Here is a 26,208-nt window from a genome sequence, read left to right as displayed (position 1 = left end):
TGCTCGGCCGGGGATATGGTCGCGGTAGGTAGTCAAACTTGACTAAAGGATGGTGTATGCAGATCACCGGTTCCGCCCTGTCGCTCAACGTCGACGACGTGGCCGCCTCGGCCGCATTCGTCGAGCAGCACTTCGGGTTCAGCCGGGACATGGCAGCCGACGGCTTCGTGTCCCTGTCCCGGCCGGACGCGGGGTTCAACCTGATATTTCTGCGCACCGGACTCGAGAGCTTCAAACCCGACAGCATGCGGGGTCATGGCGCCGACGGCGTGCTTGTGGCCTTCGTCGTGGACGACATCGACGGCGAGTACGCACGACTGCGTGCCGAAGGCGTGCAGATCACCACGCCGCTGCAGACGGAACCGTGGGGGGAGCGGTTCTTCCAGGTGACCGCCCCGGGCGGTGTGGTCATCCAGCTCGTCCAGTGGGTGACCGGCGCACCAACCGGGGTGGGGGAGGAGGCGTAGCGCGCGGCGGGGGCGGCGGGCGGGAACCTCGGGCCGGCGAGCGGTGTAGTAGAAGTGCGCGACGCTCACGGGGGTGCGTGCGGGAGGGGGTCAGTGATGGAACGCGGTTGCGATCGATTCGGGGCGGTTCAAGGGGGCGGCCTGGCTTCGGAGTTCGGGCAGCAGCCGGCGCAGGTCCTCGATGAACAGGTCGGCGAGGTCCGCCGAGAAGCCGTTGCGACACACGATGCGCAGTACGGACAGGTCCTGGCGGTTCGGCGGGAAGGTGTAGGCGGGTACGAGCCAGCCGTACTCGCGCAGCCGCCGGGACACGTCGAAGACATCGTAGTTCTCGATGCGTGGGGCCGTGGTGAAGGCGAAGACCGGCAGCTCGTCGCCGTGGGTCAGCAGCTGGAAGTCGCCGAGCGCCCCGATCCGGTCGGCCAGCGAGCGGGCCACGTTCCGCGAGGTCTGCTGGACCGCGCGGAAGCCGTTCCTGCCCAGCCGCAGAAAGGTGTAGTACTGCGCGGCGACCTGGGCTCCGGGGCGGGAGAAGTTGAGGCCGAAGGTCGGCATCTGGCCGCCCAGATAGTTGACGTGGAAGACGAGATCTTCGGGGAGGTCGGCGGATGTGCGCCACAGGGCCCAGCCCACACCCGGATACACCAGGCCGTACTTGTGCCCGGAGGCGTTGATCGAGGCCACGCGCGGCAGCCGGAAGTCCCAGACGAGGTCCTCGTCGATGAAGGGAGCCACCATCGCGCCCGACGCGCCGTCGACATGGACCGGCACGTCCAGCCCGGTGCGCTCCTGGAGGTCGTCCAGTGCCGCACATACCTCCGCCACCGGTTCGTACGACCCGTCGAAGGTCGAGCCGAGAATGGTCACGACGCCGATGGTGTTCTCGTCGCAGAACTCCGCCGCGGCCTGCGGGTCGATGTGGAAGCGTGCGCCCTCCATGGGGACTTGACGGGCCTCGACCTCCCAGAAATTGCAGAACTTCTCCCAGCAGACCTGGACGTTCACCCCCATGACGAGATTGGGCCGGGCGCTCGCCGGATACCGGTCGCCGCCCTGTCGTGCCGCAGTGCGCAGGGACCAGCGGCGTTTGAAGGCCAGTCCCGCGAGCATGCACGCCTCGCTTGACCCCGTGGTGGAGCAGCCCACGGTCCTGGCCGGGTCCGGGGCGTTCCAGAGGTCGGCCAGGATCGCGACGCAGCGCCGCTCCAGCTCGGCGGTCCGGGGGTATTCGTCCTTGTCGACCAAGTTCTTGTTGAGGCACTGGGAGATCAGCTCGCCGGCCTGTGGCTCCATCCAGGTTGTGACGAAGGTGGCGAGGTTCTGCCGCGCGTTGCCGTCGAGCATCAGCTCATCGTGGACGATCTGGTGGGCGGTGTCCGGTGGCAGCGGGTTGTCCGGGAGGCGGTGGCGCGGAGGCGACACAGCCATGCCGGCGATGGGGCTCGCCTCCCAGTAGAAGGGATTGACCGACAGCCCGCGTCCGTCGGCCCCATTGCTCGCGCCCAGGTGCAGAGCCATGGTGGACAGGCCTCCTTGTGATGGTTCTTCTGCCGCCCCAATCAGTGACGATACGGGCATAACACCCACAGGGCCTGTTCGGTTGGTACGCATCGCCTACCAGGCAGACGGCACGACTTGCACCTCACGCGACGTGAGGACTCAGGCTGAGGAGCGCACACGACAAGGAGCGGAAGTCATGGGCTACTCAGTCGGACAGGTCGCCGGATTCGCCGGCGTCACGGTGCGCACCCTGCACCACTACGACACGATCGGGCTGCTCTCCCCGAGCACCCGCAGCCCCGCGGGCCACCGGCAGTACGACGACGCCGACCTCGACCGGCTGCAGCAGATCCTGTTCTACCGGGCGCTCGGCTTTCCGCTCGAGGAGGTGGCGGCCCTCCTTGACGACCCGGAGGCGGACCCGGTGCAGCACCTGCGTCGGCAACACCAGCTGCTCACCACCCGGATCGCCAAGCTGCAGGAGATGGCCACCGCCGTCGAACACGCCATGGAGGCACGAAAGATGGGCATCAGTCTCACGCCTGAGGAGAAGTTCGAGGTCTTTGGCGACTTCGACCCCGACGAGTACGCGGAGAAGGCCGAACAGCGGTGGGGCGGTACCGACGCCTACCGGGAGTCGCAGCGCCGCACCGCCGGCTACACCAAGGAGGACTGGCTGCGGATCACCCGGGAGCAGCAGGACATCACCGAGCGGTTCGGCGAGCTATTGGCGTCCGGCGCGCCGGCGTCGGGTGAGCAGGCCATGGATCTCGCCGAGCAGCACCGGCAGCTGATCAGCCGTTTCTTCTACGACTGCACCTACGACATACACACCGGGCTGGGCGAGATGTATGTCGCGGACGAGCGCTTCACGGCAACCTACGAGGCGGTACGCGGCGGTCTGGCCGTGTACGTGCGCGACGCGATCCTCGCCAACGCGGTGCGGAACGTCTGAGCACTCCGGGTCCGGGCATCCCGGCCGCCTGGTGCCGGGCTGCCCGACAGCGCGTGCGGCGCCGTCTCGAGCCGGCCACCTGGCCCCATCTCGGGGCGGGTGGCCGGGCGTGGCGGAATCCCGGCGCGAAGTGCGGGGCCGGGGGCGCTGTCTTGCCGAGCCTTGCCGACCGGGCTCGCGCGCGGCTCAGGCCTGGGGGGATATCACCGCCGCGGTGCCGTACGCGCACACCTCGGTGCCGACGTCGGCGGCGTCCGTCACATCGAACCGCATCATGAGCACGGCGTTGGCGCCGCGGGCCCGGGCCTGCTCGACCAGCCGTTCCATGGCCTGGTTCCGGGTCTGGACCAGGGTCTTGGTCAGCCCCCTGAGTTCCCCGCCGACCACCGACTTCAGGGCGGCGCCGACCTGACTGCCGAGGTGGCGCGAACGCACCGTAAGACCGAAGACCTCGCCCATGACCTGCTGCACGTGGTAGCCCGGCACATCGTTCGTCGTGACCACCAGGACGTCGGGCTGGGGCTCCTGTCCGCCGCCGTACTCGTCGATGCCCATGGCATCCACCTCCTCCCCGGCATGATCACCCGCTGTCTGCGGAGGCGCACTTTGAGCGCTGTGCGGAGGGTTCCGGCCCGCTCGGCCAGGCGGGGCCGCTCCGCCGCTCAGTGGCTTGGGGACCGGTGGAACCGAAGGCGTCCAATCAACGTTGATAGCTTTGGGCCGCTACCAAGCCCAGATACCTGCCGGGCCCCGCTTGAGCCTGCGCCCTCGACCCAGGAGCCTGTCAACCGTGACCACCCTCGCGCTCGGCCCCAACTGGCTGGACCCGGACTATCTGATCCAGGCGTTCGGTCTGATCGGCATCCTGACGATCGTCTTCGCCGAGTCCGGCCTGCTCATCGGCTTCTTCCTGCCGGGCGACTCACTGCTGTTCACCACGGGCCTGCTGGTCGCCACCCACCAGTACCTGCACTACCCGCTGTGGCTGGTCTGCCTGCTCGTCGTATTGGCGGCGATCCTCGGCGACCAGGTCGGCTACCTCTTCGGGCGCAAGGTCGGGCCCGCGCTGTTCCGCCGTCCCGACTCCAGGTTCTTCAAGCAGGAGAACGTCGAGAAGGCGCACGAGTTCTTCGAGAAGTACGGGCCCAAGTCGCTGGTCCTGGCCCGCTTCGTCCCGATTGTCCGGACATTCACGCCGATCATCGCGGGCGTCAGCCGGATGAACTACCGCTCCTTCATCACCTTCAACATCATCGGTGGCGCTCTGTGGGGCGCGGGGGTGACGCTTCTCGGCTACTTCCTCGGCCAGGTCGACTTCGTCCACAAGCACATCGAGATGATCCTCGTCGCCATCGTGCTGCTCTCGGTGGTCCCGATCGTCATCGAATATCTCCGCGCCCGCAGTAAGGCGAAGAAGGAAGCCCCTGCCGACGTCGCCTCGGGCCCGGCAGCGCAGCGCCGCCGCCACGCCAAGCGGTAAGCCTCGCCGGCGGGCCGCTCCGCGCACCAGGGCCGGGCTTGTCGGCTCGTGCCCGGCCGTTGGCTGGCGGTTGTGGGTGGGGCTGTGGCCCGAGGGCTGGATCGTGGTCGAAGAGCTCCGTTTGGCGGTAGGGGAAGGCGGGGGCTCTTGTGGTGCCCGTGGGGCTGGCTGCGCACCAGGGTCGGGCTTGTCGGCTCGTGCCCGGCCGTTGGCGGTACCTGGCGGTTGTGGGTTGGGCTGTGGCCCGAGCGCTGGATCGTGGTCGAAGACCTCCGTGGCGGGCAAGGGAAGCGGACGCCCTTGCGGTTGCCTTGCGCACGGTTGCGCAGCGCGGTTGCCCGACAAGCGGTAGGTCTGGCCGGTGCCCGCTCCGCGGAGCGGGCCGGGACTTTCCTGCCTGGCCGGCCATCGATCGCGCGTCGCTGCGTGACGCGCGGCGCCGTTGCCTCGCTGCTGTCCGTGTCGTCGCAGCGGATTGTTCGGTGGGACAACCCTCGCGGAGCGCCACGGACGGGCATTGGCCTGGGCGGGGTTCGCGCCGTCGCCTCGGCCTGCCCGGCGAGGGCCCCGTTAGAAGCCGCGCGTGCGCTTCGCCGCGCGGCGGCCCGCGCCGGTCGTCGCCCCGCCCGGCACCTTCATGACGAGCCGCGCGATCTCCCCACCCAGGTTCACGCCGATCGCGATCGCCAGGGCCAGCGCCACCGCCTTCGACAGCGAGGCAAAGCCCCCGTCAAGGTCGCCCTGGGCGAAGCTCAGCAGCCCGAAGTACGTCGCGCTACCGGGCAGCAGCGGCCCGATGGCCGCCGTCACGTACGGCAGCGCCGACGCATACCGGTAGCGCGAGAGCAGCTGCCCGAAAAGGCCGACGAGCCCGGCGGCGACAGCCGTCGCCGCGACCGGCGAGATTCCTCCCACGTCGGCCAGCGCGCCGTAGATGACCCACGCGACCCCGCCGTTGAGTGTGGCGACCAGCACGGTGTGACGTTCCTGCTGCAGCAGCAGGGCGAACGCCAGCGACAGCAGCATCGCGGCGAGGATCTGCACCACCGGCCGTGAGTCGTACGCCAGCGCCTCGTCAGGGTTGAGAGTGGCGCCCAGCTGCACCCCGCCGTACAGCACCATCAGCACACCGACGACGATGCCGATGATGAGGTAGCAGACCTCCAGCAGACGCGCGGACGCGGTGATGTAGTAGCCGGTCAGCCCGTCCTGGACGCCGGCGACCAGAGCTCGCCCGGGGATCAGCGCGAAGAGCCCACCGGTGATCACCGCCGAGGCCTGCACGCTCGCGTGCGCGAGGCTGAGTGCGATCCCCACCGCGGCGGGAGGCATGGCCGCCGCCACGAACTGGTAGAACTCCGGCAGGCCGCGCCCCGAGCAGAGCCACGCCAGCCGGTCGCCGAGCATCGCGCCGATCGCCGCCGCGATGAACACCAGCCACTCACCACCGACCAGCATGCTCGCCGCACCGGCGAGCGCGCCGTCCGCGACGGTCAGAGCCCAGCCGGGGTATGGGTGGCGGTTTCGACGGATCTCGGCGAGCCGCCGGTACGCCTCTTCGAGCGTGACCTCGACATCGTCCGATGTGATGTCGTCCACCAGCCGGAAGACGGCCGACAGCCGGGTGTAGTCGGTGCCCCGACGCCGTACGGTCCGGCTGGCCGTCACCGGATCGTCGACCAGCGACGGTTGGTAGGTCACCGACAGCAGAGTGAAGGTGACGTTCGGCTCGCAGCGCTCGAGCCCGTACGCGTGCGCCACGCCGAACATCGCGGTCTCGACGTCCTCGGCGCCCTCGCCCCCGGCGAGCAGCAGTTCGCCGATACGCAGGGTCAGGTCGAGTACGCGCGGGACAGCGGGACCGGTCTCGTCCTCGTGCCGCTCCGCCCGCTCCGGCAGCGGACGCTCGGCGAGCGGCAGGCGCAGCATCGTGCGCATCCGGTCCTGCCACGGCGCCTCTTTGGCCAGCAGTACCTGCGGGATCCCGTGCGGCGGGGTGAAGGCCGTATAGCTCTGCGGCTGGCCGTTCGGCGGCGCCTGCCCTTTGGGCAGAGTGAAGGCCGAACCCTCCGGTTCCGTCGGCGGCTCGGGCACGACTCCGCTGGGGATGGCGAACTCGGAGGTCGGATGGTCGTCCTCGGGGGGAGGCGGCAGAGGTACGCCCAGCGGCGGTGTGAAGGCGCTGTGCGCCTCGTCCGACTGGGGCTTGCGGTCGTCCGACGGCTCGGTTTCCGGCCCACCGCCGTTCCGCCCCGAGCTACTTCCCCCGGGCGTCACCTGGGAGCGTGCCCCCATTGGGTTCGCGACCACGCTGCTGCGCTCCTCCTCCTGTCTGTCGAGCTCTGCCCGCCCCTTCGTTGTCACCGGGCCACGATGCCGGATGTCCACCCGGCTGCCCACCATGCCCGCCTGCATGCTCCGCGGCCGCCTCCGCGCCGTGCTCAGCGACGGGCGGGCGGCCCACCCGCGAAGGGTGTGCCGCCCGCCCGCACAGCCGGAGGAGAGCCGCAGCTCAGTGCTGGTGGCCGCCCGCGGCCTCAAGCCGCTTGATCGAGGCCTCGACCTCGGCCTCGGCCTCGGCGCGCCCCACCCAGCTGGCACCCTCGACGGACTTGCCGGGCTCCAGGTCCTTGTAGACCTCGAAGAAGTGCTGGATCTCCAGGCGGTCGAACTCCGACACGTGGTGAATGTCGCGCAGGTGCTCCACGCGCGGGTCGGACGCCGGCACACAGAGCAGCTTGTCGTCGCCGCCGGCCTCGTCCGTCATCCGGAACATGCCGATCGCGCGGCACTTGATCAGGCAGCCCGGGAAGGTCGGCTCATCCAGAATGACCAGGGCGTCCAGCGGGTCGCCGTCCTCACCCAGGGTCCCTTCGACGAAGCCGTAGTCGGCCGGGTAGCTGGTCGAAGTGAAGAGACGACGGTCCAGGCGGATACGACCGGTCTCGTGATCCACCTCGTACTTGTTCCGCGAACCCTTCGGGATCTCGATGGTGACGTCGAACTCCACGGGTGGCTCCTCCATGATCAGCACATACTTTGGGTGATTAAGTGTCCCTCACGCACGTGTGTGGTGGCGAAAGGGGCTGGTCCGAGGTGCCCGAGGCCAGATCGTGGCAGTTCAGGATGCCTGTCGAGCAGTGGCGGGCGCGGTCGTCGACGTTCCGGCTGACCGCCGTGTCCGCCCTGGTCGGACTCGCCGTGGCGGCCGTGGCGGTGTCCGCGGCCGGCCCATGGGACTCCGGTCAGCGTACGGCCGAGCGGGCGCTGGCGGCGGCCGAGGACCGCGGGGGTGGCGAGCATCACGACGGGCCTGGCGGCGGGCGCGCCGGGAAGGCCGTCACGCCCGCCGTCAGCGCGCCGGCCGTGCTCGCCGCGCTGGGCACCGTGGGCGGAGCGACGCAGTCCCCTGACCCGGTCCCTCCGCCCACCGGGCCCGGTCTCGCGGACGCCCTCGCGCCGCTGCTGAAGGACCAGCAGCTCGGTCCGCTGCGCACCGCGTCCGTCGTGGACGTCGCCACCGCCCGGCAGGTGTACGGCTCGAAGGCAGACGAGGCGGCCCTGCCGGCCTCGACGATCAAGCTGGCCACCGCCGTGGCCGCGCTGGACGCTCTTGGGCCGGACCACCGCATCGAGACGGCCGCTGTCGCGGGGGATGGCGGCAAGGAGGTCGTCCTGGTCGGCGGCGGAGATCCCACCCTCACCGCACGCGAGAGCAAGAGCGCGGACGGCCCCGCGAGCCTGCGCAAGCTGGCCGACCGTACGGCCCGCGCATTGCAGCACCGCGGCGTGAAGAAGGTCGCCGTGGGGTACGACACGTCGCGCTACGCCGGGCCGGAGCGTCATCCCATCGGCCTCAATCCCAACATCGCCCCGGTCAGCCCGTTGATGGTCGATGAGGGGCGCCTCGACAACAGCGACAGCGGCCCGGCACCCCGGACGGCGGACCCGGCGGGGGACGCGGCGAAGAAGTTCGCCGAGCTGCTCCATGACCGGGGGATCGACACCGACGGCGCGCCGCGCCGTACCACCGCCGATCCCAAGGCCGACCGCCTCGCCTCCGTCAGCTCCGTTCCGCTGTCCGCGCTGGTCGAGCGCATGCTCACCAACAGCGACAACGACATCGCCGAGGCCCTTGCCCGGCAGACCGCGATCGCCGGCGGGCAGCCGGCGAGTTTCGCGGGCGCGGGGCGGGCCGTGACCGCCCGGCTCGGGAAGCTGGACCTGCCGCTGAAGGGCGCGCGCCTGGCGGACGGCAGTGGGCTGAACCGCGACGACAGAGCCTCCGCGGCCCTGCTGGCCCAGCTGCTCGTACGCGCCGCGGACCCGCAGCGTCCCGGCCTCCGGCCGGTGCTCAGCGGGCTGCCGGTGGCCGGCTTCAGCGGGACCCTGCGCAGCCGGTACGCCGACGCCTCGGCCGGTACCGGGATGGTGCGTGCCAAGACCGGCACGCTGACCGGCGTGAACACGCTCGCGGGCACGGTCGTCGACGCGGACGGCAGGCTCCTCGCCTTCGCCTTCATGACGGAGAACGCACCGAATCCCCACGGTGCCCAGGCTGCCCTGGACCGCCTGGCCTCGGCTCTGGCCAACTGCGGCTGCCGCTGACCTGCCGGGCGGCCCCCTCCGCACCGGGCCCGGCCCCCCGCCGGCGGGCCCTTGAGGCCCCGTCCCTGTGCACTCCGACGCGGCTTGCGCCGCCGGAGCGAGCCGGCGGAGGAACCCTGCACCGCAAGGGGGGCGCAGCACGTACGGTGAAGCCATGACGAGCATCGGTGGTGCCGAGATGGTCGACTGGAACCTCGCGGTGGCGACCGCGACCCGGCTCGTGCGACCCGGGCCGGAGGTGACCCGGGACGAGGCGCGAGCCGTCGTTGCCGAACTGCGGCGCCACGCCAAGTCCTCCGAGGAACACGTACGCGCCTTCACCCGGATGGGGGAGCCGGGGGCCGAGGGCCGCGATCGCCAGGACTCCCCGCCGCCGGTGGGCGGACCCCCGGTCCTCGTCGTCGACCGGCCGGGCTGGATCAGGGCCAACGTCGCCGGCTTCCGCGAGATCCTCAAGCCGCTGCTGGGGAAGATGCAGGAGCGCCGCGGCAGCACACCCGGCGGGGCCGTTCTCGGTGCTGTCGGCGGAAAGGTGACCGGCGTCGAGCTCGGGATGCTGCTGTCCTTCCTCGCCTCCCGCGTTCTCGGCCAGTACGAGACCTTCGCGCCCGCCACGTACGACCTTCCGGCCGGAGCCGACGGCTCGGGCCGGCTCCTGCTGGTCGCGCCCAACATCGTCCACGTCGAGCGCGAACTGGACGTCCAGCCGCACGACTTCCGGCTCTGGGTGTGCCTGCACGAGGAGACCCACCGCACCCAGTTCGCCGCCGTGCCCTGGCTGCGCGCCCACCTCGAGGGCGAGATCCAGTCCTTCCTCGGCGAGACCGAGATCGACCCGATGACCCTCCTCGAGCGCTTCCGCGAGGCCGCCCAGTCACTGGCCGGCAGCCGCTCCGAGAGCGGAGAGGACGGCGGCGGCCACAGCATCGTCGAGCTCGTCCAGACCCCCGCCCAGCGGGAGATCCTGGCCCGCCTCACCGCCGTGATGTCCCTGCTGGAGGGGCACGCGGACTTTGTGATGGACGGCGTGGGGCCCGAGGTCGTGCCGTCGGTGACGGAGATCCGCGAGAAGTTCCAAAAGCGCCGGGCCAGCGGCGCGGGCCGCCTCGACCAGGCGCTGCGCAAACTGTTGGGCCTCGACGCCAAGCTGCGGCAGTACCGCGACGGTGAGCGGTTCGTACGAGCCGTGGTCGAGGAAGTCGGCATGGACGGTTTCAACCGGGTCTGGACGTCGCCCAACACGCTCCCCACCAAGGCGGAGATCGCCAAACCGGCGGACTGGATCGCGCGGGTGCACCGAAGGTCCGACGGACCACCGTAGAGCGGGGTCGCGAAAACGGCGCATCCTGAGGCAAAAGGACGCCCCCGTATTCACCCGTCCGAGGGACCGTGAGCCACGGGTAGGCGTGCGATGCTCGGGTAATCGCTCGTCTCTGTCACCATATACATACTCAGAGTGATGAGCGCCAGTGACGGAACGCCGTCCGACGACAAGCCCGTACGGCCCCGGCCCAGAGGAAGTGAACCGGACATGGGTCCCCATCCAGCGGTCGCAGCGATACGCCTGGCGGTCCGCCGCGTACTCCACGACGTCCTGACCGACGCCCTCATCGATCGGGCGGACCGGCCCGATCGCAACGAAGCTTCCGTACCTGCCATCCCCGTGCCCTCGGTGGGTGGCGGCATCCCCGGCCCGCTCGTACTCGTCGCCTGCAGCGGTGGCGCCGATTCCATGGCGCTCGCCTCCGCGCTCGCCTTCGAGGCCCCCAAGCTGGGCATCCGGGCCGGTGGCATCACCGTCGACCACGGTCTTCAGCCCGGCTCCGCCCAGCGTGCGGCCGAGGTTGCCGAACGCCTGCGTGCCATGACGCTCGACCCCGTCGAGACCATCAGCGTTGCCGTGGGCCGGCAGGGTGGCCCCGAGGCGGCCGCCCGCGACGCCCGCTACGCCGCCCTCGACGCGGCGGCCGAGCACCACGGCGCCGCGGCGGTGCTGCTCGGCCACACCAGGGATGACCAGGCCGAAACCGTTCTCCTCGGGCTCGCCCGAGGCTCCGGCACCCGTTCGCTGTCCGGCATGGCGGCGGTCTCCGGCGTACGCGGCCGCTACCGCCGCCCCTTCCTGCACCTCGACCGGCAGACCGCCCGCAAGGCCTGCCTCGTCCAGTCGCTGCCCGTCTGGGACGATCCACACAATGCCGACCCGGCCTTCACCCGCTCCCGGCTCCGGCACGAGGGCCTGCCCGCCCTGGAGAAGTCCCTCGGCAAGGGAGTGATCGAGGCCCTTGCCCGTACGGCCCAGCTCTCCCGCGACGATGCCGACGCACTTGACGCCTGGGCCGCCGACGCCGAGATGTCCGTACGGACCCGCACCGCCGACGGCACCGACGCCCTCGATATCCGGGCGCTGTTCGCGCTGCCTCCCGCGGTCCGCCGCCGTGTGCTGCGCCGCGCGGCCATCGCCGCCGGTTCGCCGCCCGGCTCGCTCTTCGCCAAGCACATCGAGGAGGTGGACCGGCTGATCACGCGCTGGCGCGGCCAGGGGGCCATCAACCTCCCGGGCCGGGTCGAGGTTCGCCGGCGGTGTGGCAGTCTGGAGATTCGGCGAGGCGACGAGGCCGCCGCCGACACTTGAGCCGGATCAACCGAGAGTGACGCGGGTGGACATCAAGGACATGGGTAGCGACCTCCAGTCGGTGCTCGTCACCAAGGAAGAGATCGACGCGAAGCTGGCGGAGCTGGCCGCGAAGATCGATGCGGAGTACGCGGGCAAGGACCTGCTCCTTGTCGGCGTCCTCAAGGGCGCCGTCATGGTGATGGCGGACCTGGCGCGTGCGCTGTCCACCCCTGTCACAATGGACTGGATGGCGGTGTCGTCATACGGCGCCGGTACCAAGTCCTCCGGTGTCGTCCGGATCCTCAAGGACCTTGACACCGACATCAAGGGCAAGGAAGTCCTCATCGTCGAGGACATCATCGACTCCGGTCTGACCCTGTCCTGGCTGCTGTCGAACCTCGGCTCACGCGAGCCTGCCTCACTCAACGTGTGCACGCTGCTGCGCAAGCCGGAGGCGGCCAAGGTCGACATCGATGTGAAGTGGGTCGGCTTCGATATTCCGAACGAGTTCGTGGTCGGCTATGGCCTCGACTATGCGGAGAAGTACCGCAATCTGCCTTTCGTGGGCACCCTGGCCCCGCACGTATACGGCGGCTGACCAGGCCGTACGCCGCTTGCGCCGGGCCGTCCGAGGCGTCGGGAACCGCTCTCGGTTTCCCGGCGTTGCACCGGGGGAAGGCGGATTGGTTAACGGTCCAGGGCAGCGTCGGGTGACAATGCTGGGGTACGGTCCGAAGGTCAGTCCGTAAAGGTCGAGTAATACACCGTACGCACGGACGGCTCCGAGAGCGGGGTCGTCGTGCCTCACTGTGGCAGGAGGGACGGGGCGCCTGCGCCCCGTATGGATGGACGTGAAGCGCTACTTCCGTGGGCCGGTCATGTGGATCGTGCTGGCCGTCCTCGCCGTGGTCGTGTTGATGCAGGTCGTCGGCTCGTCCGGCGGCTACAAGACGGTGGACACCGGCCAGGTCGTCAAGGCGATTGCCGACAACAGGGTCAAGTCCGCCGAGCTGACGACAGGCGACGAAAACAAGATCAAGATCGAGCTCAAGGACGGCGCCAAGCCGGTCGAGGGCAGCAAGAAGCTGCAGGCGAGCTACATCGGCGACCAGGGCGTCCAGCTCGCCCAGGATCTGCAGGCCAAGTACCAGGACAAGCAGATCAAGGACGGGTACACCGTCACGCCGTCGAAGCAGAACCCGTTCGTCGGTGTGCTGCTCTCGCTGCTGCCGTTTGTCCTGATCGTGGTCGTCTTCCTGTTCCTGATGAACCAGATGCAGGGTGGCGGCTCCCGGGTCATGAACTTCGGGAAGTCCAAGGCCAAGCTGATCACCAAGGACACCCCGAAGACGACCTTCTCCGACGTGGCCGGAGCCGATGAGGCGGTCGAGGAGCTCCAGGAGATCAAGGAGTTCCTGCAGGAGCCGGCGAAGTTCCAGGCAGTCGGTGCCAAGATCCCCAAGGGTGTGCTGCTGTACGGTCCGCCCGGCACCGGTAAGACGCTGCTCGCGCGCGCCGTCGCGGGCGAGGCCGGTGTCCCGTTCTACTCGATCTCCGGCTCCGACTTCGTCGAGATGTTCGTCGGTGTCGGTGCCTCCCGTGTCCGCGACCTGTTCGAGCAGGCCAAGGCCAACGCGCCGGCGATCGTCTTCGTCGACGAGATCGACGCCGTCGGCCGGCACCGCGGTGCGGGTCTCGGCGGTGGGCACGACGAGCGCGAGCAGACGCTGAACCAGCTGCTCGTCGAGATGGACGGCTTCGACGTGAAGGGCGGCGTCATCCTGATCGCCGCCACCAACCGGCCCGACATCCTCGACCCGGCGCTGCTGCGCCCGGGCCGCTTCGACCGGCAGATCGCCGTCGACCGCCCGGACATGCAGGGCCGGCTGGAGATCCTCAAGGTCCACCAGAAGGGCAAGCCGGTCGCGCCGGACGTCGACCTGTCGGCCGTCGCCCGCCGCACCCCCGGCTTCACCGGTGCGGACCTGAGCAACGTCCTCAACGAGGCCGCGCTGCTCACCGCCCGCAGCGACAAGAAGCTGATCGACAACCACTTCCTGGACGAGGCGATCGACCGCGTCGTGGCCGGCCCGCAGAAGCGGACCCGGATCATGAGCGACAAGGAGAAGAAGATCACCGCGTACCACGAGGGCGGTCACGCCCTGGTCGCGGCGGCTTCTCCGAACAGCGACCCGGTGCACAAGATCACGATCCTGTCCCGGGGCCGTGCGCTCGGCTACACGATGGTGCTGCCGGACGAGGACAAGTACTCCACCACGCGCAACGAGATGCTCGACCAGCTCGCGTACATGCTCGGCGGCCGTGCGGCCGAGGAGCTCGTCTTCCACGACCCGACCACGGGAGCGGCGAACGACATCGAGAAGGCGACCGCCACGGCGCGTGCCATGGTCACGCAGTACGGCATGACCGAGCGGCTCGGTGCGATCAAGTTCGGCTCCGACAACTCCGAGCCGTTCCTCGGCCGTGAGATGGCTCACCAGCGCGACTACTCGGAAGAGGTCGCCGCGCTGGTCGACGAGGAGGTCAAGAAGCTCATCGAGTCGGCGCACAACGAGGCCTGGGAGATCCTGGTCGAGAACCGGGACGTTCTGGACAACCTGGTGCTGGCGCTCCTGGAGAAGGAGACCCTGGGCAAGGAGGAGATCGCCGAGATCTTCCGCCCGGTCGTCAAGCGCCCGCCGCGGCCGGCGTGGACCGGCTCCTCCCGCCGGACGCCTTCCACCCGCCCGCCGGTGCTCACTCCGAAGGAGCTGACGGTGGCCAACGGCGCCAAGCCCGCGGTCACCACGCCGGGCACCGTTCAGACGGAGAAGGTGGACCTCCCCGAGGAGCCGGGCTCCGAGAGCTGAACAAACCGGGCCGGCCCGCGCCGGCCCCCGGAATGAATGCCGCGTCCTCCCGGGTTCTAACCTGGGAGGACGCGGCATCGCGTTGTGGCACGTAGCAATGAGGATCGAGGCACAGGTAGATGACCGACCCGGTGACGCTGGACGGTGTGGGGACCATCGGCGAGTTCGATGAGAAGCGCGTCGAGAACGCCGTTCGCGAGCTGCTCATCGCTGTCGGCGAGGACCCCGACCGCGAGGGACTTCTCGAGACGCCGGCCAGGGTCGCGCGCGCGTACAAGGAGATCTTCGCGGGCCTCTGGCAGAAGCCGGAGGACGTCCTGACCACGACGTTCGACCTCGGCCACGACGAGATGGTCCTGGTGAAGGACATCGAGGTGTACTCGACCTGCGAGCACCATCTGGTGCCGTTCCACGGGGTGGCGCACGTCGGCTACATCCCGTCCACCGAGGGGAAGATCACCGGCCTTTCCAAGCTCGCCCGCCTGGTGGATGTCTACGCCCGCCGCCCGCAGGTCCAGGAGCGGCTGACCACGCAGATCGCCGACTCCCTGATGCGCATCCTGGAGGCGCGCGGCGTGATCGTCGTCGTCGAGTGCGAGCACATGTGCATGTCGATGCGCGGTATACGCAAGCCCGGCGCGAAGACCACCACCTCGGCCGTCCGCGGCCAGCTCCGTGACGCCGCGACCCGCTCCGAGGCCATGAGCCTGATCATGGCCTGACACAGCCGGACGTCGTCCTTGGGGTGGCCGGCCACGGGTGTGGAAGGCGGGGCCGCTCAGACCTGGGCCGCGCCCGGTGGCTGGTCCTCGTCCTCCGGCAGCTTGCATACCCGCTCCAGGAAGAGCGCCGCCGCCACCACCGCCGCGCCCGCCAGTACCGACAGGCCCGCGTAGACGGCTTGGTCCCGGCGGGGCCCCTGCTCCATGCCTTGCAGCAGCAAGAAGAGGCCCGTCCCGCCGTACACGCCGGCCACCAGCGCCGCCACCAGCGCGCTCGCCTGGCCGAAGACCACCGCGCGGGCCGCCACCAGCGGGTCCACGCCACTGGCCCCGGGCACCCGCTCCCGCTGGGCCTTCAGTCGCGAGCGCAGCGACAGCGCCGTCGCGGCCAGCACGGCCGCGATCACCGCCAGCACGATCGGCGCCGCGACCGGAACCCCCGGCAGACTGCCGAATGTGTCCCACAGCCGCGCACCGGCCCAGGAGAGCACGCCGGCCGCCAGGAACAGTCCGCACAGCACCCTGATCCGAAGTTGCTTCACCGAGCGCTCGCCCCTCAAGTCGGTCACGTGGTCCTACGGCCTGCGAGCCCAACGACTACTCGGGCAGGCGAAGTTCCAGGTCGGCGCGCGGCTCGACGCCCGTACGCCCCAGCGCGGTCAGCAGGTCGGCGACCGTGCCGCGGCCGGGCACCTCGGCCTCGGGGTCGATGTCGTGCCACGGTACGAGCACGAAGGCGCGCTCGTGCGCCCGGGGATGCGGCAGGGTCAGGACCGGGTCGTCGGAGACCACACCCTGGTACGCCACGATGTCGACGTCAAGCGTCCGAGGCCCCCAGCGCTCGTCGCGCACCCGCTCGAACGCTTCCTCGATCGCATGCCCCCGCTCCAGCAGTGCGGACGGCGGCAGGGTGGTCTTGATCAGCACCACGGCGTTGAAATACGCCGGCTGCGAGCCCGGATCCACACCCCATGGCTGCGTCTCGTAGACCGGAGAGACCGCCTTGACCCGCAGCCCCGGGGTGTCCTCCAGGGCGTCGATCGCGCCCTGCAGGGTCTCCAGCCGGTTGCCGAGATTGGAGCCGAGGGAGATCACGGCGAGTTTGGGGTTGCTCAGTGTGGTGTCGGCTGCGTCCACCTGCTCGACCACCGAGGTCGGGACGGGCTGCACAGTCGGATCGGGCGCGGGCCCGGGGGTCGTACCCGGGAAGGGTGCGGAACTGGCGCTCATACTCGGCTCCGGGTGATCGTGACGGTCACGTCGTCGAAGGGCACGGTGATCGGGGCATCCGGCTTGTGCACGACGACCTCGACCTCCCGGACGGCGTCGTGCTTGAGGCACTGGGCGGCGATTCGCTCCGCGAGGGTTTCGATCAGATCGACGGGCTCGCCCTCGACGATGTTCACGACCTCCTCGGCCACGATGCCGTAGTGCACGGTCTTCGCAAGGTCGTCGTCCGCCGCCGCGGGGCGGGTGTCCAGGCCGAGCACCAGATCCACGACGAAGGTCTGGCCCTCCTCGCGCTCCCGGGGGAACACGCCGTGGTGCCCACGGGCCTTGAGCCCGCGCAGCGCGACACGATCCACGCGAATCACTCCTGCTGGTCGTCGTAAAACGGGCACGCGCCTGGCGACGTCGGCCCGCCACTCGCACTCGAATTTACCTGCGAGGGCTGACAGCTCTCGCCCACGGGGGCTATGGACACTTGCCCGGATTACTGCTAAGGGGCTTGAGCCGCGCATACCCGCCGCCCTGTCTCCCACCCCTACCCGACTCCGGCTTGACTCGAACGAGTGGGCTCGTGTGTCGCGCTGACGGCGTGCTCAGGCGCCGGAGACCTCGTCCTCCGGCCCGTTCTCGTCCTCGTCGGTCTCCGCGAGCACCGGCGACCCATGGTGCGACCACACCTTCCAGCCGTCCGGAGTGCGCCGGAACACATTGGTCGCCACGACCAGCTGGCCCACCAGCGGGCCCAGCGCACCCTCCTCCTCGGCGGGCGCGCCGCTGAGGATGTTCTCGGTGCAGGTCACCAGGGCCGTACCTTCCTCGACCGACACCTCGACATCGGTGAGGAAGAACTGGATGTAGTCGGTGTTCGCCATGATCAGGGCGTACGAGCGCAGCACCTCGCCGCGCCCGCGCAGCACCGGCCAGCCCGGGTGTACGCAGCTCACGTTGCCGTTGAGCCACATCCCGGCAAGCGCCTCGAAGTCGCCCTGTTCCAGCGCCTCGTACAGGGCGGTGTTGGCCTGCTCGACCTGCTCGCGGTCCGTACGGGCCGTGCTCACAGCGTCCCCTTGCGATCCCCCAGGGCTTTCGCCCGGGTGGTGCCCCCATCTCCGCACACTCGGCGCACCGGTGCGGCCATCGTGGTCGGGTGCGGGCCGGTGGCCTCGTGTGCGTCGCTCACGGTGTCCCCTCGGCTGCGCTCTCTGCGCCTTCGATGGCTCGCGCCACGCGCACCGCGTCGGCCGTGGGCCGCACCTCGTGCACTCGTACGGCCCAGGCGCCCTCGCGCGCAGCGATCGCGGACACCGCGGCCGTCGCCGCGTCCCGCTCCCGCGCCGGGGGCGGGATGCCCTCGTCACCTGCCAGCACCCGGCCGAGGAACCGCTTGCGTGAGGCAGCCACCAGCAGTGGCCGGCCAAGGGCTCGCAAGTCCCGCAGATGGGCGACCAGCGCGAGGTCGTGCTCGGCCTGCTTGGCGAAGCCCAGGCCCGGGTCGATCACGATCCGCTCCGGGGGGACGCCCCCCTCGACCACGGCCTCCATGCGCTGCCGGAGCTCGGTCAGCACCTCGGCCACCACGTCCCCGTACACGGCCCGGCTGTTCATGTCATGGCTGAATCCGCGCCAGTGCATCACCACGAACGGGACATTCGCCGCGGCCACCATGGGCACCATCGCAGGGTCCGCGAGACCGCCGCTCACATCGTTGACCAGTACCGCTCCGGCGGCCACTGCCTGCTCGGCGACGGAGGCGCGCATGGTGTCCACGGACACCAGCACGCCCTCGGTGGTCAGCCCGCGGACGACCGGGATGACGCGGCGGAGCTCCTCGTCCTCGTCGACCCGGGGTGCCCCCGGCCGCGTCGACTCTCCGCCGACGTCCACCAGGTCGGCCCCGACGGCCACGAGATCCAGACCGCGCTTGATCGCGGCGGCGGTGTCGAACCATTCGCCACCGTCCGAAAACGAATCGGGCGTGACGTTCACCACACCCATCACCGCACAGCGATCCCACTCCGGCAGACCTGCCACCCGACCGCGAAACGTACTCATACCCACAGCCTAGGCCCGCGCGCCGCCCGCTCCGCGCGGGCGTCCCCGTCCTTCGCCCGCGTGCCGCGGGGGACCGCCGCGCGGCTGGGGCGGGCGCAGGCCCGCGCCGCAGCGCGATTGACCACGCCGCGTGCTCCCCTTGCCTCACCCTCCCGCTCCGAGATGCGGGCGGATGGGCCGTAGCCATCTGCTGGCGGACGCCGGATACAGCACCAGTGTCAAGACGCTGAAGAATCGCGAGCTGTACGAGCCCGCCCTACAGAAGGGCCAGATCGACGTCGTACCGGAATACGCCGCTACGCTTGTGGAATTCCTGAACGGAAAGCAGAACGGCCCGAAGGCGAAGCCCCTCGCCTCGAGCGATGTCGATGAGACGGTCCAGGCGCTGAAGAAGCTCGCCAAGCCGCGCGGGGCTGAAGCTCCTTCCCGTCGGCGAGGCGGTCGATCAGAACGCGTTCGCGGTGACAAAGGAATTCGCCACGAAGCACTCGCTGAAATCCCTCTCCGATCTCCGATCTGGGTCGTTCGAAGCTCAAGATCAAGCCGGCCGCGGGCGACGAGTGCGGCATCCGGCCGCTCTGCCGGCCGGGTCTGGGGAAGACGTACCGCATCGACACCACTGCCGCGGACCCCAAGGGCGTCGGCACCACACCCGCCAAGCAGGCGGTCAAGGACGGCACCGACCAGCTGGTGCTGACCACCACCGACGCCACGCCCGACGACTTCGGCCTGGTGCTGCTGAAGGACGAGAAGCAGAACGCCGACAATGTGCTGCCCGTGGTGAACGCGAAGGATGCAGGGAACAAGGCATCGCCGCAGCCCTGAACAAGCTGACGAAGGTCTTGACGACCCACGATCTCATCACGCTGAACCGCAAGGCCGAGGGGGAACGGCAGAAGCCCGCGGATGTCGCCAAGGACTACCTGGAGTCCAAAGGATTGCTGACGAAGTAACCGGCCGAAAACAGATTGGTTGGCAGGTCCCCATACGCCCCACACGCACGGTAAGTTTCTGGCCATGCCACGTGGACGTCACCGCCATTCGCCGCCCCTGCACAGGCTTCTTCCCCCCACGGCGATCGCCGGCGCGTCAATAGCCTGCGCCGCGGGCGCCTGGCTGGTGGGCGATGCCATGGTGCTCCGGACGCTGGCCGCCGCGGCCGCCGCGGCCGCCGTCGCCGGTTCGGTACTGATGCGTTCCTGGGACCGCAGAGCAGGCAGGCGCGTGGCCGAACTGACCCGCGCCCGCGTCCGTGACGAGTGGCGCACCGAGGAGCGGATCGCCGAGGTCGAGGTGGACCTCGAGGAGTCCCGGGAGGTGCGTGCCGCCCTCGAGGCGAGGCTCCGCGCCAAGCGCGCCGAACTCTCCCGGCTGCGCGGCGAGCACGCCGACCTGCTGCGCCGCTACGCCACCGCCGAGACCGAGCGGGCCGGCGCCCTGGAGGGCCGTCGGCTGCTCGCCATCGAGGCAGCGTCGCCGGCCAAGGAGCTGACCTCCGCGTCGAGTGACCGCAACGAGCCCGGTGGCCTGACGCCGAGCGCGTTCGCCAAGGCGGACAAGGCACTCACCGAGCTGGCGCGCAACGCCGCACGGCAGCAGGCGCACCGGACGGTCGAGGCCGCCCGCGCACGGGACCTCGCCGAGAGAGAGGCCGAAGAGCCGGAGGGGAAGCACACGGCGGCCGCCGGGAGCGGCGCCCATGCCCGTACGGCCGCCGCCTCCGCTGACGGCGCCACGGGCCGGGCCAGGTCCGCCCGCGAACGCCGCACCGTGCCGACCGCAGCAGCTGTCGTGCCCTACACGCCCATGCGCCGGCCCACTTCCCGCGTCGAGGGCGGATTCGACTTCTTCGGCACTCAGCCGTCCCACGCCCTGCCCGCGGCCAAGGCCAAGCGCGCCCGGCTGACCGCCGCCGCCCCGGAGGAGGATCTCGCCGACGTCGTCGGCGCCGAGGCCCTCGCCGCGCACGAGCAGCACGAGGCACGCAGGGAGCGGAAGCAGCCGGTCGGCGCGGTCGTCGACCTCACCGAGCACGACGAGACCGAGCAGCTGGACGTACGGGAGCTGCGCGCCCAGTCGTCCTGACGCGGAGTGGGCGGACTGACGCGGAGTGGGCCGGAGCGGCGCCGGGCTGACCGGGCGCCGGTCCGGCCGCCGTGCGGCTACCTGCCGATCACTTGTCGATGTCGCCCACGACGAAGAACATCGAGCCCAGGATCGCCACCATGTCGGCGACGAGGGTGCCCGGCAGCAGCTCCGTCAGCGCCTGGATGTTGTTGTACGACGCGGAGCGCAGCTTCAGCCGGTACGGGGTCTTCTCGCCCTTCGACACGAGGTAGTAGCCGTTGAGGCCGAGCGGGTTCTCGGTCCATGCGTAGGTGTGGCCCTCCGGGGCCTTGAGCACCTTCGGCAGCCGCTGGTTGACCGGCCCCTGCGGCAGCTCCGCCAGCCGGTCCAGGCAGGCGTCCGCCAGCTCCAGCGAGTTGTGCACCTGCTCGAGCAGGCACTCGAAGCGGGCCAGGCAGTCGCCCTCCGTGCGGGTGACCACCTTCAGCACATCCTGCAGCTCCCCGTACGCCAGATACGGCTCGTCCCGGCGCAGGTCGAAGTCCACGCCCGTGGCGCGCGCGATGGGCCCGCTCACACCGTAAGCGTGCACGATCTCAGGGGTCATCACGCCGACGCCCCGCGTCCGCCCCCGGAAGATCTCGTTGCCGAGGACCAGCCGGTCGTAGACGTCCATGCGGGACCGTACGTCAGCCACCGCGTGCCGGGCCCGGCCGAGCCAGCCGGCCGGGAGGTCCTCCTTCAGCCCGCCGACCCGGTTGAACATGTAGTGCATCCGGCCGCCGGAGACCTCCTCCATGACGGCCTGGAGCTCCTCCCGCTCTCGGAAGGCGTAGAAGACGGGGGTGATTCCGCCCAGTTCGAGGGGGTACGAGCCGAGGAACATCAGGTGGTTGAGGACGCGGTTCAGCTCGGCGAGCAGCGTGCGCGTCCACACGGCGCGCTCCGGTACCTCCATGCCGAGCATCCGCTCGACGGCCATCACCACGCCCAGCTCGTTGGAGAACGCCGACAGCCAGTCGTGGCGGTTGGCCAGCACGATGATCTGGCGGTAGTCACGCGCCTCGAACAGCTTCTCCGCGCCTCGGTGCATATAGCCGATCACCGGCTCGGCGGTGCTGATCCGCTCGCCGTTGAGCACGAGCCGCAGCCGCAGCACTCCGTGCGTGGACGGGTGCTGCGGGCCGATGTTGAGCACCATGTCCGTGCTCTCCGCCGCGCCGCCGATCCCGACTGTCGTCTCCGTCATAAAGAACAGTCTCGCAGCTTCCGTACGCGCTTAGGCTGGGGGCATGCATACGGGGTCGGGGGCTGAGACAGGGCTGAGCGAGCGGGATGCCCGGGCGCTGCGCGCGGAGCTGCTGGCCCGCGCGGCGGGCATCGCCCCTGAGGCGGCGCCGGCCGTCGGTGAGGCGCCCGTACGGCAGTTGGTGCGGGTCGATCCGCGGACGCTGGCACTGTCGCTGCTGTTGATGCCCGGTGCGTGGGCAGCCCTGGTCGCTGCTGTGGTCGGCCCGGTGCTGGTCTGGTCGCTGAGCGAGAACCCATGGGCGGCCGTCGCCACCGGGCTGCCGTTCCTCGGCGGGGTGTGGGCGAGCAGCGCGGGGCGCTACGTCAAGGAGTACGACTGGACGGTCGGCGAGTCCCCGGACGGGCTGCGGCTGGACCACGGGCTGCTCGATCGCGAGCACGAGACCGTTCCGCCGGGCCGGGTGCAGACCGTACGGCTCGTCGAGCCGCTGCTGTGGCGGCGGCGCGGCTGGGTCCGCGTCGAACTCGAGATCGCCGGGGCGGCGGGCGGCGTGCTGCTGCCGGTCGCCGAGCGGGCCGTCGCGGAGGCGGTCGTCGGGCGGGTCCTGCCCGGTGTTGACCTGCGGGCTGTGGCGGCGACGGCGGTGCCGTCCCCGCGGCGGGCACGGTGGTGCGTGCCGGTGTGGTGGCGGGGGTACGGCTTTGTGGCGGACGGCGTGGTGTTCGCCGCCCGGCACGGGCTGCTGAAACGCACGCTGGATGTCGTCCCGCACGCGAAGGTGCAGAGCGTACGGCGTACGCAGGGGCCATGGGAGCGCCGCCTCGGGCTGGCCGACGTGCACGTCGACACAGGGGCGAACAAGACGGTGACCGTGCGCCTTCGCGACGCCGGCGAGGCGACGGCGATCACCTGGTCCCAGGCGGACCGCTCCCGCACGGGCCGCCGCGACGCCTTGCCCGACCGCTGGCTGACGACCGCCGACGGGGGCGGCTCCGGGCCGAAGCCGGCCTGACGTTGCGATGTCCCGGTGCCGGCCGCTGCGCCGGCTCTCGCGGGGCCTCGCGCCGCGCGGGATCAGGAGCTGCCTGTCCGGTGGCGAACTCAGGCGTTCAGGCCGATCGCAGCCAGGGCGTCGGCCGGCAGGGCTACCGGCTGGAGGAGCCAGCCGAAGGCGCCCAGGCCCGAAGGGTCGGTCAGTTCGGCTGCCTCGCCCGCCGAGGACAGGGCCCGTACGTATGCGGCAGGGTCGGTCGAGGCGAGCGAGAGCGGCGGGCGTCGCCCGGTGACGCCGAGAGCCTGCAGCGCGGCGCGCTGCGTCAGCAGCGCAGGGGCGCCCCCAGCGCTCGCGCCCGCCGAGGCGCAGGCGTCGAGGGCGACATGGGCCGTGATGTCGCACGATCCGTCCGGCACCGGCCGGACCTCACGGCCGTCGCGATAGCCGGTCAGGGTGCCGAACGGCGGGCGGCTCGCGCGGTCGTGCGCGTAGTCGACGGCGACCGCGAGGCCGCGGTGCAGCGACCGCACCGCCCGCGCCCACGCCGCGTCCCGCGGGTGGCCGATCTCCGCGCGCAGCCCCGGTTCGGCCCCCAGCGGCCACCACTGGGCCAGCCACTTGGCGTCCTGCGCCGACAGCGCCGCCCCGCTCAGCCTCTCCTCGCCGTCGGCCCGTACGGTCACGAACCGGGGCGAGCCGTCAGGGGCCACCTCCATGACGTCCACCGGTACGTTGTCCAGCCACTCGTTCGCGAAGAGCAGCCCGGTCACCGACTCCGGCTCCGGCAACTCGGCGCGCCACTCGATGCGCTCGTCGAGGTGTTCGGGCCGGGGCGCGCGCTCCACGGCGCACGGCAGCAGCCGCGCGCCCAGCTCCCGCGGCACGGACGCCAGCACTCGCGTCAGCAGCTCACCGCCGCCCGCGCCGATGTCCACCAGCGCCAGCCGGTCCGGCCGCCCCAGCGCCTCGTCCAGCCGGGTCAGGAGTTCGGCGACGGCGGAGGCGAAGAGCGGGGAGGCGTGCACGGAGGTACGGAAGTGAGCCGCGGGCCGCTCCCGCAGGAAGAAGCCGTCCGGCCCGTACAGCGCCCGCTCGGCCGCCTCGCGCCACCCCTGCTGCCAGTCGCTCTCATCGCTCAGCACGCCCCCACCGTACGGGCGGCGGCGCAGCGCCGGCGGAGGGCGACCGTCCACCTTGGGGAGTAGTTGCAGCAGGCAGGGATCGGCCCTCCGGTTGACCCCGGCATGTAGTTGGCGTCCCTACGCTGTGTTACGTGCAGCGCCTCTATGACTTCCTCCGCAGGCACCCGACCGGGGTCGACAGCTTCTGGGCTGTCCTCCTGCTGGGGGTCGCGGGCCTGTGGATCGTCTCGGACGACCTCAGCCCCGGCGGCCGGGTCGCCGCGGTCCCGATCACCGTCGCGCTGTGCACGGTGATCGCCCTGCGCCGCCGGCTGACGGAGAAGATGCTGCTGCTGGCGGCCGGGGCGGGCGTCGCGCAGCTCGTCGTCGAGGTGCGGGAGAACCCGGCCGACTTCGCCATGCTGGTGATCATCTACACCGCGGCCGCGACCGGCGCCCGCTGGGCCTCCCGGTTCGCGCTGGTCGGCGGCCTCTGCGCGCCCACGATCGCCGCCGTCCGCTGGCCGAATGAGTACGGGCCCTGGTGGACCGACGTCGTCGGCGCCGTCTTCTCCACCGTCCCGTTCGCCCTGGCCTGGGTGCTCGGCGACTCGCTCCGCACTCGCCGCGCGTACTACGCCCAACTCGAGGAGCGCGCCGCCCGCCTGGAGAAGGAGCGCGAGGCACAGGCCAAGGTGGCCGTCGCCGCCGAGCGGGCCCGGATAGCGCGCGAGCTGCACGACGTGGTGGCACACAACGTGTCGGTGATGGTGGTGCAGGCCGACGGGGCGGCGTATGTCCTCGACACCGACCCGGGCCAGGCCAGGCAGGCCCTGGAGACGATCTCCGGCACCGGCCGGCAGGCGCTCGCCGAGATGCGGCGGCTGCTCGGCGTGCTGCGCACCGCAGAGCCGGGCGAGGAGCGCGAGTACCTCCCGCAGCCGGACGTCGGCCAGCTCGACGACCTCATCGAGCAGGTGCGCGGTGCCGGCCTCCCTGTGGACTTCAAGGTCCAGGGCCGCCCCCGGCCGCTGCCCAGTGGCGTGGAGCTGACCGCATACCGCATCGTGCAGGAGGCCCTGACCAACACCCGCAAGCACGGCGGCCCGGAGGCGGGCGCGATCGTCCGCCTCACTTACGGCGACGCCGAACTGGACCTGCTGGTCGAGGACGACGGACGGGGCGCGCAGCGGGAGCTGTACGAGACGGGCGGCGCGGACGGCCTCGGCCACGGGCTGATCGGGATGCGCGAGCGTGTCGGTATGGTCGGCGGTCGCCTGGATGCCGGGCCGCGGCCGGGCGGCGGCTTCCGCGTCAGCGCCGTGCTGCCGCTGAAGCCGGCCCGCTGACGAATGCGCCCCACCAACTTTGCCGCCGCGCACCTTTCACACCACGCATCTTTGCCGCCACGAAAGGGGACCACCCCAGATGCCGATCCGCGTGATGCTCGTCGACGACCAGGCGCTGCTGCGCACCGGCTTCCGCATGGTGCTGCAGGCGCAACCGGACATGGAGGTGGTGGCCGAGGCCGGGGACGGCGCGGAAGCCCTGGAGGTGCTCGGCACCACGACGGTGGACGTCGTGCTGATGGATGTGCGGATGCCCCGGATTGACGGAGTCGAGGCGACCCGCCGCGTCTGCGCCGGCGAGAACCCGCCCAAGGTGCTGATCCTGACCACCTTCGACCTCGACGAATACGCCTTCTCCGCGCTGAAGGCAGGCGCGAGCGGCTTCATGCTCAAGGACGTGCCGCCGGGCGAGCTGCTGGCCGCGATCCGCGCCGTGCACAGCGGTGACGCGGTCGTGGCGCCGAGCACTACCCGGCGCCTTCTGGACCGCTTCGCCCCCATGCTGCCGAGCGCGGTCAGCCGGCCGGCTCAGGCCGGGCTGAAGAGGCTGACGGACCGCGAGCGGGAAGTGCTGCTGCTGGTCGCGCAGGGCCTGTCCAACGGCGAGATCGCGGCGCGGCTCGTGCTGTCGGAGGCCACGGTCAAGACGCACGTGGGCCGCATTCTCACCAAGCTCGAGCTGCGGGACCGGGTGCAGGTGGTGGTACTGGCGTACGAGACGGGGCTCGTCCGGGCCGGGGGAGGCATCGGGGGCGCGCGCTGATCGCCGCACGCCGCCCCTCCGAGCCGGGCGCAGCCTTCTCAGCCCGTCGCTCCCAAGCCTGCAATCGGACGCGTTCCAGGCCGCCAGCCTGCGGACGCGAGCCTGTTCCTCTCGTGTACCGCTGTCCTCGCCACCGGCGTCGCTGGTGCCGTCCTCACTGC

The 26,208-nt window shown here is 70.8% G+C and carries 24 protein-coding genes and 2 pseudogenes; 14 read left to right on the top strand and 12 right to left on the bottom strand.

Annotation, left to right across the window (positions count from 1 at the left end; genetic code table 11):
• Positions 1 to 56 precede the first annotated feature (56 nt).
• Positions 57 to 467, top strand: a complete 411-nt coding sequence (locus ACY34J_RS12750) for a VOC family protein (RefSeq protein WP_462726530.1) — start codon at positions 57 to 59, stop codon at positions 465 to 467.
• Between the two features lie 90 nt (positions 468 to 557).
• Here ACY34J_RS12750 and ACY34J_RS12745 read toward each other — a convergent pair whose 3' ends face one another.
• Positions 558 to 1,985, bottom strand: a complete 1,428-nt coding sequence (locus ACY34J_RS12745) for a glutamate decarboxylase (protein WP_462726529.1) — start codon at positions 1,983 to 1,985, stop codon at positions 558 to 560.
• A 178-nt stretch (positions 1,986 to 2,163) separates the two neighbouring features.
• On the opposite strand from ACY34J_RS12745, the gene ACY34J_RS12740 reads away from it, so the two are divergent.
• Positions 2,164 to 2,922, top strand: a complete 759-nt coding sequence (locus ACY34J_RS12740) for a MerR family transcriptional regulator (protein WP_462726528.1) — start codon at positions 2,164 to 2,166, stop codon at positions 2,920 to 2,922.
• A gap of 186 nt (positions 2,923 to 3,108) precedes the next feature.
• Here ACY34J_RS12740 and ACY34J_RS12735 read toward each other — a convergent pair whose 3' ends face one another.
• Complete coding sequence (locus ACY34J_RS12735; protein ID WP_462726527.1) at positions 3,109 to 3,477, bottom strand: YbjQ family protein; 369 nt, start codon at positions 3,475 to 3,477, stop codon at positions 3,109 to 3,111.
• A gap of 235 nt (positions 3,478 to 3,712) precedes the next feature.
• On the opposite strand from ACY34J_RS12735, the gene ACY34J_RS12730 reads away from it, so the two are divergent.
• Complete coding sequence (locus ACY34J_RS12730; RefSeq protein WP_462726526.1) at positions 3,713 to 4,402, top strand: DedA family protein; 690 nt, start codon at positions 3,713 to 3,715, stop codon at positions 4,400 to 4,402.
• A gap of 570 nt (positions 4,403 to 4,972) precedes the next feature.
• On the opposite strand, the gene ACY34J_RS12725 is transcribed toward ACY34J_RS12730, so the two are convergent.
• Both ACY34J_RS12725 and ACY34J_RS12720 read right to left on the bottom strand, forming a co-directional pair.
• A complete protein-coding gene (locus tag ACY34J_RS12725) occupies positions 4,973 to 6,697 on the bottom strand; it encodes a threonine/serine exporter family protein (RefSeq protein ID WP_462726571.1) in 1,725 nt (574 codons plus the stop codon).
• Between the two features lie 217 nt (positions 6,698 to 6,914).
• Positions 6,915 to 7,412 (bottom strand): inorganic diphosphatase, encoded by a 498-nt coding sequence (locus tag ACY34J_RS12720; RefSeq protein WP_462726525.1) that lies wholly within the window; start codon positions 7,410 to 7,412, stop codon positions 6,915 to 6,917.
• Between the two features lie 116 nt (positions 7,413 to 7,528).
• Between ACY34J_RS12720 and dacB the strand changes: the two genes are divergently transcribed.
• The 6 genes from dacB (at position 7,529) to folE (ending at position 15,219) form a co-directional block, all read left to right on the top strand.
• Positions 7,529 to 9,010 carry a D-alanyl-D-alanine carboxypeptidase/D-alanyl-D-alanine endopeptidase gene (gene dacB, locus ACY34J_RS12715; RefSeq protein ID WP_462726570.1) on the top strand — a complete coding sequence of 494 codons (1,482 nt, stop codon included), beginning with the start codon at positions 7,529 to 7,531 and terminating at the stop codon, positions 9,008 to 9,010.
• Between the two features lie 154 nt (positions 9,011 to 9,164).
• Entirely contained in the window at positions 9,165 to 10,331 is a 1,167-nt protein-coding gene (locus ACY34J_RS12710) for a zinc-dependent metalloprotease (RefSeq protein ID WP_462726524.1), read from the top strand.
• Between the two features lie 210 nt (positions 10,332 to 10,541).
• A complete protein-coding gene (gene tilS, locus ACY34J_RS12705) occupies positions 10,542 to 11,645 on the top strand; it encodes a tRNA lysidine(34) synthetase TilS (RefSeq protein WP_462726523.1) in 1,104 nt (367 codons plus the stop codon).
• Between the two features lie 40 nt (positions 11,646 to 11,685).
• Positions 11,686 to 12,225 (top strand): hypoxanthine phosphoribosyltransferase, encoded by a 540-nt coding sequence (gene hpt, locus ACY34J_RS12700; protein ID WP_462726569.1) that lies wholly within the window; start codon positions 11,686 to 11,688, stop codon positions 12,223 to 12,225.
• A 247-nt stretch (positions 12,226 to 12,472) separates the two neighbouring features.
• A complete protein-coding gene (gene ftsH / locus ACY34J_RS12695; protein WP_462726568.1) occupies positions 12,473 to 14,497 on the top strand; it encodes an ATP-dependent zinc metalloprotease FtsH in 2,025 nt (674 codons plus the stop codon).
• Between the two features lie 119 nt (positions 14,498 to 14,616).
• A complete protein-coding gene (gene folE, locus ACY34J_RS12690) occupies positions 14,617 to 15,219 on the top strand; it encodes a GTP cyclohydrolase I FolE (RefSeq protein WP_462726522.1) in 603 nt (200 codons plus the stop codon).
• Positions 15,220 to 15,275: 56 nt separating this feature from the next.
• Here the strand turns inward: folE and ACY34J_RS12685 are convergent, their stop codons facing one another.
• The 6 genes from ACY34J_RS12685 to folP all read right to left on the bottom strand — a co-directional run bounded on the left by ACY34J_RS12685 (position 15,276) and on the right by folP (position 18,501).
• Positions 15,276 to 15,761, bottom strand: a complete 486-nt coding sequence (locus ACY34J_RS12685) for a DUF3180 domain-containing protein (protein WP_462726567.1) — start codon at positions 15,759 to 15,761, stop codon at positions 15,276 to 15,278.
• Between the two features lie 55 nt (positions 15,762 to 15,816).
• Complete coding sequence (folK, locus tag ACY34J_RS12680; RefSeq protein WP_462726521.1) at positions 15,817 to 16,449, bottom strand: 2-amino-4-hydroxy-6-hydroxymethyldihydropteridine diphosphokinase; 633 nt, start codon at positions 16,447 to 16,449, stop codon at positions 15,817 to 15,819.
• On the bottom strand, positions 16,446 to 16,805 hold the full coding sequence (gene folB, locus ACY34J_RS12675; protein ID WP_462726520.1) for a dihydroneopterin aldolase: 360 nt from the start codon (positions 16,803 to 16,805) through the stop codon (positions 16,446 to 16,448). The genes folK and folB overlap by 4 nt, the downstream gene beginning before the upstream one ends.
• A 237-nt stretch (positions 16,806 to 17,042) precedes the next feature.
• The gene (locus tag ACY34J_RS12670; RefSeq protein ID WP_462726519.1) at positions 17,043 to 17,507 is read right to left on the bottom strand and encodes a nuclear transport factor 2 family protein; all 465 of its coding nucleotides are present in this window, start codon (positions 17,505 to 17,507) and stop codon (positions 17,043 to 17,045) included.
• Entirely contained in the window at positions 17,504 to 17,629 is a 126-nt protein-coding gene (locus ACY34J_RS12665; protein ID WP_462726518.1) for a hypothetical protein, read from the bottom strand. Before ACY34J_RS12665 ends, ACY34J_RS12670 begins: the two co-directional genes overlap by 4 nt.
• Positions 17,626 to 18,501: a dihydropteroate synthase gene (gene folP / locus ACY34J_RS12660; protein ID WP_462726517.1), complete on the bottom strand. Its 876-nt coding sequence runs from the start codon at positions 18,499 to 18,501 to the stop codon at positions 17,626 to 17,628. Before folP ends, ACY34J_RS12665 begins: the two co-directional genes overlap by 4 nt.
• 181 nt (positions 18,502 to 18,682) lie before the next feature.
• Here folP and ACY34J_RS12655 point away from each other — a divergent pair.
• Both ACY34J_RS12655 and ACY34J_RS12650 read left to right on the top strand, forming a co-directional pair.
• Positions 18,683 to 19,454: pseudogene (locus ACY34J_RS12655) on the top strand (ABC transporter substrate-binding protein); the annotation flags it as partial.
• A gap of 64 nt (positions 19,455 to 19,518) precedes the next feature.
• On the top strand, positions 19,519 to 20,586 hold the full coding sequence (locus ACY34J_RS12650; RefSeq protein WP_462726516.1) for a hypothetical protein: 1,068 nt from the start codon (positions 19,519 to 19,521) through the stop codon (positions 20,584 to 20,586).
• An 88-nt stretch (positions 20,587 to 20,674) separates the two neighbouring features.
• Here ACY34J_RS12650 and ACY34J_RS12645 read toward each other — a convergent pair whose 3' ends face one another.
• Complete coding sequence (locus ACY34J_RS12645) at positions 20,675 to 21,817, bottom strand: NADH-quinone oxidoreductase subunit D (protein WP_462726515.1); 1,143 nt, start codon at positions 21,815 to 21,817, stop codon at positions 20,675 to 20,677.
• A 73-nt stretch (positions 21,818 to 21,890) separates the two neighbouring features.
• Between ACY34J_RS12645 and ACY34J_RS12640 the strand changes: the two are divergent.
• Positions 21,891 to 22,832, top strand: a pseudogene (locus tag ACY34J_RS12640) (PH domain-containing protein); the annotation flags it as partial.
• Between the two features lie 89 nt (positions 22,833 to 22,921).
• Here the strand turns inward: ACY34J_RS12640 and ACY34J_RS12635 are convergent.
• Positions 22,922 to 23,953: an SAM-dependent methyltransferase gene (locus tag ACY34J_RS12635; RefSeq protein WP_462726566.1), complete on the bottom strand. Its 1,032-nt coding sequence runs from the start codon at positions 23,951 to 23,953 to the stop codon at positions 22,922 to 22,924.
• Between the two features lie 134 nt (positions 23,954 to 24,087).
• On the opposite strand from ACY34J_RS12635, the gene ACY34J_RS12630 reads away from it, so the two are divergent.
• Entirely contained in the window at positions 24,088 to 25,284 is a 1,197-nt protein-coding gene (locus ACY34J_RS12630; protein ID WP_462726514.1) for a sensor histidine kinase, read from the top strand.
• 79 nt (positions 25,285 to 25,363) lie between these two features.
• Positions 25,364 to 26,047 (top strand): response regulator, encoded by a 684-nt coding sequence (locus tag ACY34J_RS12625; protein WP_462726513.1) that lies wholly within the window; start codon positions 25,364 to 25,366, stop codon positions 26,045 to 26,047.
• Positions 26,048 to 26,208: the final 161 nt, after the last annotated feature.

This window comes from Streptomyces sp. HSS9-12 (assembly GCF_054963655.1).
Note: the sequence above shows the minus strand (reverse complement) of the source record. Positions and strands in the feature narration are given on the sequence as shown.